The sequence below is a fragment of the Dialister succinatiphilus genome, from assembly GCF_928721695.1.
Classification (GTDB): Bacteria; Bacillota; Negativicutes; order Veillonellales; family Dialisteraceae; genus Dialister; species Dialister succinatiphilus.
On sequence record NZ_OV788641.1, the window covers coordinates 935,001 to 949,166 of the forward strand.

Sequence of the window (14,166 nt, forward strand, 5' to 3'; positions counted from 1 at the left end):
ACCCCGTGGGAAGCCGGGGGGACCACCCTCCAAGGCAAAACACAGATATCGACCGATAGCGCATAGTACCATGAGGGAAAGGTGAAAAGCACCCCGGGAGGGGAATGAAACAGAACCTGAAACCGTATGTTTACAAGCAGTCGGAGACCGCTTAATAATAAGGTCGACGGCGTGCCTATTGAAGAATGAACCGGCGAGTTATGAGGTCCAGCAAGGTTAAGCAGGAAATGCGGAGCCGAAGCGAAAGCGAGTCTTAATAGGGCGATAAGTTGGATTGCATAGACCCGAAACCACAGTGATCTACCCATGTCCAGGCTGAAACACAGGTAAAAATGTGCGGAGGGCCGAACCTATATCCGTTGAAAAGGGTTAGGATGAGGTGTGGGTAGGGGTGAAATTCCAATCGAACGTGGAGATAGCTGGTTCTCCCCGAAATAGCTTTAGGGCTAGCCTCGAGGTAGAGATTGCAGGCGGTAGAGCACTGATCAGGAGAGGGACCTACCCGGTTACCAAACCCAGTCAAACTGCGAATGGCTGCAATTATACTCGGGAGTCAGACTACGACTTATAAGGGCCGTGGTCAAAAGGGAAACAGCCCAGATCATCAGCTAAGGTCCCAAATGCCGTGCTAAGTGGCGAAGGATGTGGCGTTTCATAAACAACCAGGATGTTGGCTCAGAAGCAGCCACCATTTAAAGAGTGCGTAATAGCTCACTGGTCGAGAGACGCTGCGCCGAAAATGTCCGGGGCTCAAGCACGGAACCGAAGCTATGGCATGACAGCAATGTCATGGGTAGGGGAGCGTTCTTATAAGGAAGAAGCATTACCGTAAGGAGATGTGGACATATAAGAAGTGAGAATGCCGGTATGAGTATCGAAAAGAAAGGTGAGAATCCTTTCCACCGAAAGCCCGAGGGTTCCTGAGCAACGATCGTCGACTCAGGGTAAGTCGGGACCTAAGCCGAGGCGGAGACGCATAGGCGATGGACAACAGGTTGAAATTCCTGTACCGGATGGAGTCAATTGAGCGAAGGAGCGACGCAGGAGGGCACATGATCGCGCGGCTGGAAGAGCGCGTCCAAGTGCGTATGCGTAGAGGGAGGCAAATCCCCCTTTACAGAAGCAGAGACATGATGGGGAGTTAAAGGAGACTTTGACGAACTCATGGATCCCACACTGCCAAGAAAAACTTCTAGCGAGACGAAATCCGCCCGTACCGTAAACCGACACAGGTAGGCGGGGAGAGAATCCTAAGGTGCGCGGGAAAACCCTCGTTAAGGAACTCGGCAAATTGCATCCGTAACTTCGGGAGAAGGATGACCCTGAGTAGGCGAAAGGGAGAAACCCCCGGAACAGAAAAGGGTGGCAGAAAAGAGGCCCAAGCAACTGTTTACCAAAAACACAGGTGCCTGCGAAAGCGAAAGCTGAAGTATAGGTGCTGACGCCTGCCCGGTGCTGGAAGGTTAAGGAGAGAGGTCAGCGAAAGCGAAGCTTTGAACTGAAGCCCCAGTGAACGGCGGCCGTAACTATAACGGTCCTAAGGTAGCGAAATTCCTTGTCGGGTAAGTTCCGACCCGCATGAAAGGCGTAATGATTTGGGCACTGTCTCAACGAGGGGCCCGGTGAAATTGAAATACCTGTGAAGATGCAGGTTACCCGCGACTGGACAGAAAGACCCCATGGAGCTTCACTGCAGCTTGAGATTGAATCCCGGTGACATATGCACAGGATAGGTGGGAGGCTAAGAAGTAATGCCTTTGGGTGTTACAGAGCCGATGTTGGGATACCACCCTTATGTTGCTGAGATTCTAACACGGAGACTAACAACCTCGTGGACCATCTCAGGCAGGCGGTTTGACTGGGGCGGTCGCCTCCTAAAATGTAACGGAGGCGCCCAAAGGTTCCCTCAGGCCGGACAGAAACCGGCCGAAGAGTGCAAAGGCAGAAGGGAGCTTGACTGCGAGACAGACAAGTCGAGCAGAGACGAAAGTCGGGCTTAGTGATCCGGTGGTACTGAGTGGAAAGGCCATCGCTCAACGGATAAAAGCTACCCTGGGGATAACAGGCTAATCTCTCCCAAGAGTTCATATCGACGGGGAGGTTTGGCACCTCGATGTCGGCTCATCACATCCTGGAGCTGGAGTAGGTTCCAAGGGTTGGGCTGTTCGCCCATTAAAGTGGTACGCGAGCTGGGTTCAAAACGTCGTGAGACAGTTTGGTTCATATCCATCGCGGGCGCAAGAAGTTTGAGGGAGGCTGCTCCTAGTACGAGAGGACCGGAGTGGACGGATCAACGGTGTACCAGTTGTCACGCCAGTGGCACGGCTGGAAAGCCGCATCCGGAAAGGATAAACGCTGAAAGCATCTAAGCGTGAAGCCCGTCCCGAGATGAGACTTCTCATCAGCAATGAGTAAGACCCCTTAAAGACGATGAGGTTGATAGGCTGTGAGTGGAAGTGGCGCAAGTCATGGAGCGACGCAGTACTAATAGGTCGAGGTCTTAGCTTAGATTTCACGAAAAGCACGACCAGAGGCGAGAGCCTTCGGGACTTCTTCTATGCAGTTTTGAGAGAACAGACTCTCAAAGATTCAGTGGCGATAGCTGTGAGGATACACCCGTACCCATGCCGAACACGGTAGTTAAGCTCACAAACGCCGAAAGTACTTGGCTGGAAGCGGCCCGGGAGGATAGGAAGCTGCTGATTAAGAAAGAAGCACTAACTGTGATGGTTAGTGCTTTTTTGCTGTGTGTATCATTTGAGATGATGGGCTTTTGTGGATGAAACGGCGCTTACCGGTATTCCCGAAGGTTGGTGTGCACATCCTGCTGTGATCGGCTTCGCCTTACAGGCAGTTTGAAGGCTCCGCCCAGGGTAGTTATATAGTATCGCTGCGCTGGCGAGGTGGGCGCCCCCAAGGGCGCCATTTGTTATGCCGCCTTTGGCGGCGAAAACCGGACAGCCGGGCTTCGCCCGTCGGAAAACCATACAACAGCCCTGCGGGCGTCGGAAATGCACCCCTTTTGGTGGCTGGCGTCACCACCTTCCCCCCGGCGGGGGGACTTTATTCTTCGCTATGCGTTAGCTTTATTCTGCCCCGCTTGCGGGGGAAGTCCGGCGCAGCCGGATAGGGGGGCGAGCGCAGCGAGCCAATCAGCAGAATACTTATTACGCCATATGATACAGTAAGGTAAACTCGTAACGCTGACTTTATAAGCATTGCCCGAAGGGCAATCCACAGCCCTCGACCCGAAGGGCCGTCAAACTTACGAACCCTCCGGCCCATAGGGCCGGTCCATCTTAAGAACCCTCCCTCATAACGCTGACTTTATAAGCATTGCCCGAAGGGCAATCCGCAACCCTCGGCCCGAAGGGCCGTCAAACTTACGAACCCTCCGGCCCTCAGGCCGGTCCATCCTAAGAACCCTTTTCCACAACCCTCGGGGCGTAGCCCTGTCAACCCTCACACCGCAGGTGTGTCCAAAGTATCCCCTTTTCTCCTCTTTTACAGAATTCCGGGTTTTGTCAATTTTTTTTTGTGAAATTCAGACATTTCTAATTTCTTTTTTTCTTTTCCTGTACAGAATCCTTTCTGTATCGTTGCAACCCATCTTTATGATGGAATGCAGATATACAAGTGATGATTGCATCAATGGAAGGAGCAAAGGAATGAAAAAAACTTGGATGAAAGCAGCAGTTTGCGGTCTTCCGGCAGGAGGTGCCCTTTTGGGGGGGATATTTCCTTCTGAGGCAGCGGATATCCGGATTCTTCCGGTAGATAATGCCAAGTTCTGGGCAGGTGCCCGTTTTGATTTTGACGTGGAAGTGTCTAATGCTAAGAATCTTCAGTCGGTAGATGTGAAGGTGAACGGTGTTCCTGCGGACAAGTTCTTTGGCAAGCAGGCTGTTACGAAGGATCTGGGCAATGGAGTGACTTCTTACCGCATTGATGATGTGGATTTCTCCAAGACCGGTAAAATCGCAGTCACTGTGAATGCAAAGGATGGTCTGGGTCTTTCCACTGCTTCTGCCGGTTATGAGGTGGTCCAGGAAAAGGCTGCTAAGAAGGCGAAGAATGTCATTCTTTTCGTAGGCGACGGCATGTCTCTTCAGGCCAGGGAAGTGGCCCGCATCCTTTCCAAGGGCATGACTAACGGCAAGTACAACGATCTTCTGGCTATGGAAAAGCTGGATCACAATGCAGTGATTACCACTTCCGGTTATGATTCCCTGGTCACCGACAGTGCCAACTCTGCTTCCGCCTATGCCACCGGTCATAAGTCTGTGGTGAACGCCATGGGTGTTTATGAAGATTCCACCAAGGATCCTTTCGATGATCCAAAGGTCGAAAATATTGCGGAAATCGTGAAACGGACCCGCGGTATGTCTGTGGGTATCATTACCCAGGCGGAATCCACCGATGCGACTCCGGCTGCCATGATCGGTCATACCAGAAGAAGAGCAAACCAGGATTTCCTGGCTAAGAGTTATCTGGATGCTTACCATCGTCCTGATGTCATTATGGGCGGCGGTTCTGCCCGTTATCTGCCGAAGTCGGTTCCCGGCTCCAAGAGAAAGGATAATGACAATGTGATCCAGGATTTCAAGGATTTGGGATATACCTTTGTCACCAATTCCAAGGAAATGATGGCAGCTCCTTCTGACAAGCCTATGCTTGGCCTCTTCCATACCGGTACCATGAATGTGTACATTGACCGTGAAATGCTGAAGAACCCGAAGGTCCTGAAGGGCTTCGATGACCAGCCGAACCTCATGAACATGACTAAGAAGTCCCTGGACATCCTCTCCAAGAACCCGAACGGCTTCTTCGCCATGATTGAAGGGGCTTCCATCGATAAACAGCTCCATGTCATGGATTGGCAGCGTGCGGCTTACGATACCATCGAATTCGATAAGTCCATCGAATATGCTGAAAAGTGGGCGAAGGAACACGGTGATAACACCCTGATCATCGTCCTCGCCGACCATGCACACGGCATTTCCATCAGCGGCACCTACCATGAACGGGATGGCAAGAAAAGGGTACCGAAGCCGTTCGGGTCTATGCGAACTCTATTTTCCCGACATTCAAGGATGCCGACCACGATGGCTTCCCGGATAACCCGGATCCCGATGTGACCCTGGCTGTCCAGTATGCTAACCATCCGGAATACTATGAAAACTACCACTTCATGAAGACCCCGACTCCGCCGGCCCTGGCTGTAACGGAAACGAAGGAAGAAGCGGTAAAGAACGGGGACAACGTAGAATACCACCAGGTATCCCATGCTTCCTCCAAGGCAAACCCGGCCCGTATCCATCCGGGCGACCCGGCTGAACTGATGCCGGCCAACACCCCGAAGGATGATCCCCAGGAATGCCATTCCGCCGATGATATTCTCCTCAATGCCGGCGGCCCTGGTTCCGAATACTTCCATGGCTGAATATTCCGCAACAGGTGTACCGCCTATCCGAAAAAGCGGTACCGCCTTTCCGCGGAAAGTGTACCGCTTATCCGCCAAGGTGTACCGCTTATTCTTTAGGTTATGATGTTAAAATAATTTAGTCATTTTTCGCATCGGTGCTATTCAAATATTCTCTCATATTCATTGATCCGCAATTGATGTGGTAGGCATTGTGAATGATTCTGTCCATAATCGCATCGGCCAGAACCCCATCACCGAGGCGCGGATACCATTCTGAGCTTTTGTACTGGGAACAGAAAATAGTAGAATGGGCATCGTACCTGTTTTCCAAGATTTCAAGAAGATACTGCTGCTCCACTTCCGTCGGCATCTCGAGAAGCCATTCGTCGATGATGAGGAGATCGTAGCCGGAGAACTTCTTTACAATGCTGGCCACGCTCCGTCCGACTTCGGTTCCATAATTGAACTGTTCCATAAGCTCCGGCATGCGGAAATACTTGACCCTGTACAGATGGCGGCAGGCCTCTTTCCCTAAAGCACAGGCGAGGTGGGTCTTTCCTACTCCGGTAAATCCGTTGATGATCAGATTCTTATGGCGTTCAATGTAACCGCAGCTGGCATAGCCCAGGATTTCTTCGCGGCTGAAACCTCTTCCCTGCAGGATAAGGGTGTGAACATCGGCATCAGGATAGCGAAACTTAGCAATATGCGTCAGCCTCCGGATGCGATCATCCAATTTTACTGAATAGCATTCATCGATGGCCAGTGTCAGCCTCGAATCGAAGTCCAAAGGGGCATAAGATTCCAGATCACTCTGCTGGTTCTGCAGGGCTTCTACCAGAGGTTCCATTTTCATGTTGCGGAGTTTCCGCTGTGTTTCTTCATTGATCATTTTGTCTTTCCTCCATAATAGTCTGCGCCGCGGATGTAAGCGCCTTTTTCGGAAATACTGTGTTTTCCGGTATTTTCATAACGGGCGGAATGTACGCCGTCCAGGATTTTGTCTTGATTGTTCCCCAATACAGCTTTAAGATAGTTGTAGCGGGGCGATGTTGTGTGGGCTAAAGCATACTGGCAGGCATTCTCGAAGCGGTCCTTCGGATATTTCTGACTGAGATGCAGAACGGCCAATGAAGCATTATAGCCCTGCTCTTTTATGGTTACACTGTCAAAGATCCTCCTGATGACTTCCGACGTACACGGTCCGATTTTCCCGGCCCAGGCACAGATGCGATCTTTGTCCATTTCCGGCTGGTTGAATTCATCCGGCATATCTCCCGGGCGTGTGGAATAGTGGTTGGTCATGTAGTCAGGAAATCTGATGTGGGAGGCAATACGCCGGTTTCCGCAGTAGATTTCCACAAGTTTGTCGGTGTAACGGATGTCCACGGACTGCCCGCGGTATACGTAGGGAACGGAGTACCAGTTTTTCTTAAAGGAAACGTGGAAATTGGGATATACTTTCCTTCCCAGAATAACCGCGGCGATTTCATAAGGAGCTCGTGGAAGAGCCCGGAGATATTTCTTCTCGTCCAGCCATACTTCATAGCGGCTTCCCTGCCTTTTCTGGAAGGGCTGCCGGTTGTACTTATCTGTAGCAGTTACTACATCCTTCTGCAGCTCGCCAAGAGTAAAGTAAACCTTATTGCGAAGACGGGCGATGATAGCGGTGGCAATATTTCCAACCGTATTCTCCACGGATGCTTTCTGCTTGGGCTTCCGCACACCGGCAGGCATAATAGCAGTTGAATAATGAAGCCCAAGTGCCTCATAGGCGTCGGTGAGAACCACTTCACCCTCTTTGGGATGCTTCACAACGCCGGTTTTGAGATTGTCACAGACTGTCCGCACAGGAACGCCGCCAAATGCCTCGTACATGTGGACATGGCACCGGAGCCATGTATCCATCTTCATATCCAGCGTGGCCTCCACGTAGGCATACCTGCTGTATGTGAGGCAGGAAACAAAGAGATGCACGGAAATGGTCGCGCCGGTATCACGGTCGATGATCTGCATGGTCGGCCCGCTCCAATCGACCTCGCACTGGGCTCCGGGCTTATGCTCCAGATGATTGGTCAGGTCATGGGTTGTGCAGTACCGGCCGTAATCCTCACAGAACTTGGTATGCCCTACAGCAATGTTTCCATTCTGGTGACACCTGTCACGATACTCCGTCCAGAGCAATGAAAGAGTCACACCCGGCTTCTTGAGCTCTTTATGGATGGATTCGTAATCCGGCAGCTCGTACATGTCTGAACCTTCCGGTCGGTCAGGGAAGAAGAGCTTTTGTAGTGCTGCATCATCCAGCTTGCGGATGCCCGCATAAGTGATGCCCTTCTTCCGCGCTGTTCGCAGTACGGTAGTAATCGTACTCCTCGACATGTGACGGGAGCGGGAAATCTCATCTTGAGACATTCCGCGGTCATGGAGCTCCAGGATGAGCCGGATCCTGGCAAAATTGGCCATATTAAAAGGCCTCCTTTCATAGAACAAAGGGAAATACTACGTCCCTGTTTTCATTCTATGGCAGGAAGCCATATATTAATATATTTATTAAAAGAATTTAGGAGTATTTCAGCTGGCATGTACACCAATAGTTCAAGAAGTTACCTAAAAATGGCAAGCGGTACACCTCGGCGGACAAACGGTACACCTTGGCGGACAGGCGGTACACCTACTGCGGAATACTCACATGGCACCACGGATAATACGGAAGTCTTCTTCGGCATGATGAGGGCTTTGGGCATTGATGCCAATAAGAATAAGAAATAACAGGGGAAATCCTTTTCCCGGGATGTTACCATGAAACGCATTCTTTTGATTTTCCTTACGGCCTTTGTCTTGCTTTTGGGAGCGGCGCCGGCAGAAGCGGAAGAGTTATCCTTCGACGAAATTTATTCCGGCTATTCTGCTGACGGGCTCACCTTCTCCGACAAGACACTGAGCCTGGAAGGCGGCACAGTGACCGTGTCAGGTTATATGGCACCGCCACTGACGCCGACTATACATTTCTTCGTGCTCACTGAAGTCCCTATGTCTGTCTGCCCTTTCTGTTCCAGTGACGCAGACTGGCCTGATAACATTATCGTTGTCAAAGTTGATGATCCCATCACCGCACTCCCCTATGACACGCCCATCACCGTTACAGGCACTCTGGGAATAGGCAGCGAGACCGACGAAGAAACCGGATTTGTGAGCCAGCTTCGGGTCCATGCGGATTCCATAGACAGCTGATTTCTCCAGCCGGCCCATCGTTTGACTTAAAAAGCACTGTAATGGTGCTTTTTTTGATGAAGAGAGGTACATGGGATATGCCGCCTGCGGCGTCAGGGAAACCATGGGTTTTTGTGAAGAATCGGCGGGAGCTGTATTCCCGAAGGTTGACACGCCCTTACGGGCGTGAGGGTTGATGGCGCCGCCGGGCCTTTGGCCCTGGGCGCCAAGGGTTCTGCCTGTGATCGGCTTCGCCTTACAGGCAGGTTGAGGGCTCCGCCCTCGGGAGGTATGAAGTACCGTTCCACTGGGGAGGTACGGCGCCTTCGGCGCCATTTTTTATGCCGCCTTTGGCGGCGAAAACTGGACAACCGGGCTTCGCCCGTCGGAAAACCATACAACCGCCCTGCGGGCGTCGGAAATGCATCCCCCCTTTGGTGGCTGGCGCCACCACCTTTCCCCCTCTATGAGGGGGCACTATAAAGCTCCGTTATGCTGTGAGCTGCTTATGAAAGGATTGCTTTTCAGAGCTTTATTGTCCCACCGCTCCGCGGGGGGAAGGTGGTGCCGTAAGGCACCAAAGGGGGGAAAGCCACCGGAGGTGGCTGATCGACGTAATACTTTACATGACGTATGATGCATATAGGTTAATCCGTAACGCTGACTTTATAAGCATTGCCGCAGAGCGGCAATCCGCAACCCTCGGGGCCAAAGGCCCCGTCAAACCTAAGAACCCTTGGGCCGAAGGCCCATCCATCCTAAGAACCTTTCCCCTCTGAACCTTTTGAACCTTCTGAACCCTCTGAACCCTCGCGCCGAAGGCGCGTCCCCGAAATATATAAAGGAGATAATCATGATAACCATTAATCAACTGATCTGCGATTTTCCTGACGGCGGGGGCAGGACGCTCCGTGCTCTTTCGGTGCCTTCTTTTACCCTGGCTGATGGCGGCATGGCGGTGATTACAGGACCTTCGGGCAGCGGAAAGACCACGCTTCTTCACTGCCTGTCGGGGCTCCTTACACCGACAGGAGGCACTGTTTTCATAGGAGATATATGCGTCACTGCCCTTACGCCCAATGAGCGCTGTCAGTTCCGCTCATCCAGGGTGGGGTATGTGTTCCAGAAGCCTCTCCTTCTTCCTTATCTCACAGTGGGGGAGAATATCGGCCTGTCCGCTTCTTTGGCGGGAAGGACGGTGAAGGAGGGAGAAATCGAGGACCTTCTTGCCAAGGTGGGTCTTTCGGGCCTGGCAGGGCGCCGGGCGGACCGGCTCTCGGGCGGGCAGCAGCAGCGGGTATCTTTCCTGCGGGCCATTGTGCGCCGTCCGGCAGTTCTTCTGGCTGATGAACCTACGGCGTCGCTGGATGAGGAAAACGGCAGGAAGCTGATGGATCTGATGCTGGCCTATCAGAAGGAGGCAGGCTGTTTCCTTCTCTGTGCCACCCACGATACACGGGTGATGGACCGTTTTCCGGTGCGTTATGATGTGCAGAAAGGAGCATTTCTATGATTCGTCTGGCATTTCTGTCTCTGGTACGGCGGCCGCTCAGGCAGTTTCTGCTGTTCCTGCTTATTGTGGTGACCTGCGCCCTGCCGGTGTTTATCCTGCAGATGGCCGGCGGTCTTTACGGCGGCATCAACCGGGCAGTGAGCCCCTTTCCTATTCTGGCAGGGGCAAAGGGGTCCGCTTATCAGCTGGTGCTGAATACAGTCTTTCTCCGGGACCGGCCGGTAGGAAATATTCCTTATGAGGAAATAGAGAAACTGGTGGATACAGGAAAGACCCAGGCCGTGTATCCTTTGGGATTTGGCGATAATTACCGGGGCTTTCGCATCGTTGGCACCAGGGCGGATCTCTTTTTATACCGTCCTGTCAAAAACAGGGACCCCTGGCTTTCCCTGCAGGAGGGACAGATTTTCCAAAAGGAAGGGGAGGCGGTGATTGGCAGTGAAACGGCCCGCCTCACCGGTCTCAAAGTGGGAGATACATTCCGCTCTGTTCATGGCACATCGCCCAAAGGCCGGGCCCATGACCATCCTTTCCGAGTGACGGGCATTGCGAAACCGGTGGGCAGTCCCTATGATACGGCCATTTTCATCGATATGAAGGATGTGTGGGAAGCCCATGGAGAAAAGGATGAGGCCCATCGTGAAGTGACGGCCCTTCTGGTGGTGCCGAAAGGCTATAAGGAAGCCATGGCCCTTCTGGCTTCTTATCAGAAAAACAGGGATGTGCAGATGGTTTTCCCGTCGCAGTCCATTATTTCCCTTTATGCCATGGTGGGGCAGACGAAGCATTTCTGGGAAATTTTCCTTACCTCCCTCCTGGCCGTATCCCTTGTGATTACCCTCCTTGTCATGTACTGGAGCGGTTTGTCCCGCATGAATGAGCTGGCCCTGCTGGAAGCGCTGGGGGCAGGGAAATGGAAAATCCGCCAGTTCCTTCTGGCGGAAGAAGGGATGCTCCTTCTGGCAGGCAGCTGCGCCGGCTGGCTGGCAGGCTATGGCGCCAGTCTCGGGGCGGCCCGTATGGTGGCAGGCAGTGCGGCCATTACCATGGTTACTTCGCCGGACTGGCGGGGCGCCCTCATTATCCCCCTGGTGACCATCCTTGGCACGGCGGCGGGACTTCTTCCGGCCCTGCTTCTGGGAAGGAAGGATGTATCATCCTATCTGTGAGAGAATGCACTTTTACAAAAGCCAGGGAGAAGGGACTCTCCTGATGCACTGAGAAGGACTGCCTTTCCGGCTCTTGAAGATAAGATTTTCCATCACCGGCAGAATTTGCGCTGGGTAGGCCATGGCTGATGGCGGCAGAGCAGCAAAAAGAGGCTGTGAAGAAATGATTTCCATTTTTTCACAGCCTCTTTCTTATCATCAGGGGGCTCATGGCTTCAGTCCGTCCACCTGTTCTTTGATGCTGTCTATATTATTTTGAATCTCTTTGATGGTCTTCATGGGGCCTTCGCTGTTTCTGGCTTCCCGGAGGTTCATGGCTTTTCCTGTTTCCTTATCCACCAGCTCGATGGTACCCAGGTGGAGGCGGCCGTCGATGATGTGGAAGGCGTCGGTGTGGATGATGCCGAAGCTGGTGTCAATGGATACGTCGTAGAAATCCACCGCCCGCCAGCGGTTGTTGAAGGTGCCGGTGATGCCTTTGAAGGGGACCAGCATGTAGAAGCCGGGGCCTGAGGAGAAGCGGCCGAAGGCAATGAGGTGTTTCTGGTCACCGTCGCAGTGGATTTCTCCATCCAGTTTTACCAGACAGTAGAATCGGGGCTCATTGGAAGGAATGCGGCTGTCCAGGTCTTCGCCCTGAAGGTAGATGTCATAGGCCCGGCTGTCTATATTGTAATTTCCCCGGGCGGTTACGGTGCCGCCGTAGACCCGGGCGGTTACATCGGAGAAGGTTACCTCTCCGCTGCTGTAATGGACATCTCCTTTGACATTTCTGAAGTCCAGGGCCGGAATATGGAGCTCCTTCATGGTCACTGTCCCGTCTGCTTCCATGCGGGTCAGGGGGCCGCTTCCCTGGGCGGTAAGGGTCATTTTGTCGTGAATGTCATCGCCCAGGCCCAGGGAGGCGGGGTCTACGCCGTTGGCCGTAAAGGTAATGAGGGAAGGAAGTCCTTTTTCCTTGAAATCAATTTCACAGGCAAGCTCCACGCCGTCACCGATGGCGGTTCCGCCGAAGGAGCCGGTGGTGAGGCTCAGCTTCGTGGTTCCTCTGGTATTGATGGTGCCCGTCATGTTTACGTGCTTTGCGATGTAGTGGCGCTGGCGGTAAAAGGCTTCCATGCGGCCGTTATGAATGGTCAGCTTTACATGAAGGGGCCTGCCGTTCCTGTTGAAATTGGACACTTTGTCTTCCAGTGTTTTTTCCTCCTGCCGGTCTCCTTCCTTTGTATCGTTCTGTTTCACAAAGTCTACCTTCATGTCTTCGTCAAAGCGGACGGCGAAGACCGGGCGATTCAGAGTGATTTCTTCCAGGGTGGTAGAGACCATGTGCTTTCGGAGGATATCCCAGGGATTCACTTTCAAGGTGCCCGAGGGGACGCGGAGAATGGGATTTCCCTCCGGGTCATCCCAGGAAAGGTTTTCGAAGGTTACGCCGCCGTGGATATTGGCAGTGATGGACTCCACAGTGATGGTGCCCCGGAGCATGTCCTGCCGGGCGGCGGCATAGTTGAAAATGCGGGCGGCGCCGAAGCTGGCTATTTTGGCCAGAAGGAGGATGAGGCAGAAAAGGGTGAGAAGGATGGCTGCCAGGACCAGGATATAGGAGCCCCACTGCTTTTCTCTGCGAAGTCTGGTCAGCTTTTCCTTCATAGGTATCCTCCTTAATGAGTTTCCAGATATTTCCTGATCCTTTCTATCCGTTTTGGGGTATCAGGGTGGTCGTTCAGCAGGCTTTTAAAGAAGCCCGCATTTCCGCTGCCGTAAATGGATTCGATATGGCAGAGCCCCAGGGCCAGGCCCCGTCCCAGCCCCAGACGGCAGGCGTAGGCGTCGGCTTCATATTCCTCCTTCCTGCTTCCGAAACAGGAAATAAAGAGCATAGGCGTCTGGAGGAGGAAGGACAGGATATTGTACTGGAGGCTGATGAAAAGGGCCATCAGGTTGATGAGGAGACCCAGGAAGGGAATCCATACGAGGAGACGGCAGATGAGGAAAATGGTGTTGTACACCAGCACGATAATCTGGCCGAACCAGGACATGCCTACGCAGAGCAGGCTGGCGCCGGTGTGGCCCCTCTGGATATGGCCCATTTCATGGGCCATGATGCCAAGGAGCTCCTCTTCAGGAAACTGGCGGAGCAGGGGCGCCATAACCACAATGCTTTTTCCAAGGGAAAAGGCATTGTATTCATTCCGAAGACCTACATAGAGGCGGTAGTCCGAAGGAACCAGATTTCCCCGCCGGCAGATCTCCGCAAGCCCTTCTTCCAGAAGGCGGGCGTCTTCGCCATAGGCCTTCCTCCCGCCTTCGGAATAGACAAAGAACCGCTCCATCACCCCCAGCCGCGCCAGAACGGCAGGAATGAGCACGGAAGCCAGGGTCAGCTTCACCAGAAGCGTGCCGTCATCGGTACCTGCCGGGGCGCCGCCCAGGTAGTAAAGAGACAGCATCACAGACCAGAAGGAAAAATCCATAATAAAATTAACGATAAAGGTCAGGATAACTAGAATCACAGGGGTAATGGACATGGAGGGCCTCCTTTTCTACAGATTTCACTTGTATCATATCACGAATAAAAAACACGGTAAAATCGGATGGCGATTTCACCGTGTTTTGATAGTGGGGACTGGGGATTGGGGCGTGAAGGTTCTAAAGTTTGACGGGGCTATCGCCCCGAGGGATCTTAAGTTTGACAGCGGCTATGCCGCTGAGGGTTGTGGAGGGCGCCATAGGGGCAAGCCCCTATGGCGCTTGAGGGTTGACGGCCCGATGGGCCGAAGGTTCTTAAGGGGCTTAAGTTTGACGCGCCTTTGGCGTGCACAGCGAACATGATTTGAAGGAGCAAA

9 protein-coding genes and 2 rRNA genes (1 of these 11 cut by a window edge) are annotated in these 14,166 nt (G+C 52.9%); 7 read left to right on the forward strand and 4 right to left on the reverse strand.

The window, feature by feature from the left end; translation table 11 throughout:
* The 4 genes from NW747_RS03895 to NW747_RS03910 all read left to right on the forward strand — a co-directional run.
* Window positions 1-2,508 (forward strand): 23S ribosomal RNA (locus NW747_RS03895) (it extends 419 nt beyond the left edge of the window).
* Between the two features lie 80 nt (window positions 2,509-2,588).
* Window positions 2,589-2,705: ribosomal RNA gene (gene rrf, locus NW747_RS03900) — 5S ribosomal RNA — on the forward strand.
* 963 nt (window positions 2,706-3,668) lie between these two features.
* Window positions 3,669-5,138 carry an alkaline phosphatase gene (locus NW747_RS03905; protein ID WP_273188081.1) on the forward strand — a complete coding sequence of 490 codons (1,470 nt, stop codon included), beginning with the start codon at window positions 3,669-3,671 and terminating at the stop codon, window positions 5,136-5,138.
* Window positions 5,135-5,443, forward strand: coding sequence for a hypothetical protein (locus NW747_RS03910; protein ID WP_273188082.1), 309 nt, complete (start codon window positions 5,135-5,137; stop codon window positions 5,441-5,443). The genes NW747_RS03905 and NW747_RS03910 overlap by 4 nt, the downstream gene beginning before the upstream one ends.
* 118 nt (window positions 5,444-5,561) lie before the next feature.
* Here the strand turns inward: NW747_RS03910 and NW747_RS03915 are convergent, their stop codons facing one another.
* Both NW747_RS03915 and istA read right to left on the reverse strand, forming a co-directional pair.
* Window positions 5,562-6,317 carry an ATP-binding protein gene (locus NW747_RS03915; protein ID WP_273185728.1) on the reverse strand — a complete coding sequence of 252 codons (756 nt, stop codon included), beginning with the start codon at window positions 6,315-6,317 and terminating at the stop codon, window positions 5,562-5,564.
* Window positions 6,314-7,891, reverse strand: a complete 1,578-nt coding sequence (gene istA / locus NW747_RS03920; RefSeq protein ID WP_273185725.1) for an IS21 family transposase — start codon at window positions 7,889-7,891, stop codon at window positions 6,314-6,316. Before istA ends, NW747_RS03915 begins: the two co-directional genes overlap by 4 nt.
* A 336-nt stretch (window positions 7,892-8,227) precedes the next feature.
* Here istA and NW747_RS03925 point away from each other — a divergent pair, with 336 nt between their 5' ends.
* From NW747_RS03925 to NW747_RS03935, 3 genes are all read left to right on the forward strand, one after another.
* Entirely contained in the window at window positions 8,228-8,659 is a 432-nt protein-coding gene (locus tag NW747_RS03925) for a hypothetical protein (protein WP_273188083.1), read from the forward strand.
* 832 nt (window positions 8,660-9,491) lie between these two features.
* On the forward strand, window positions 9,492-10,151 hold the full coding sequence (locus NW747_RS03930) for an ABC transporter ATP-binding protein (RefSeq protein WP_273188084.1): 660 nt from the start codon (window positions 9,492-9,494) through the stop codon (window positions 10,149-10,151).
* Entirely contained in the window at window positions 10,148-11,320 is a 1,173-nt protein-coding gene (locus NW747_RS03935) for an ABC transporter permease (protein WP_273188085.1), read from the forward strand. Before NW747_RS03930 ends, NW747_RS03935 begins: the two co-directional genes overlap by 4 nt.
* Before the next feature lie 207 nt (window positions 11,321-11,527).
* Here the strand turns inward: NW747_RS03935 and NW747_RS03940 are convergent, their stop codons facing one another.
* Window positions 11,528-12,970, reverse strand: a complete 1,443-nt coding sequence (locus NW747_RS03940; RefSeq protein ID WP_273188086.1) for an AsmA family protein — start codon at window positions 12,968-12,970, stop codon at window positions 11,528-11,530.
* Between the two features lie 11 nt (window positions 12,971-12,981).
* Window positions 12,982-13,848 (reverse strand): M48 family metalloprotease, encoded by an 867-nt coding sequence (locus tag NW747_RS03945; RefSeq protein WP_273188087.1) that lies wholly within the window; start codon window positions 13,846-13,848, stop codon window positions 12,982-12,984.
* Window positions 13,849-14,166 lie beyond the last annotated feature (318 nt).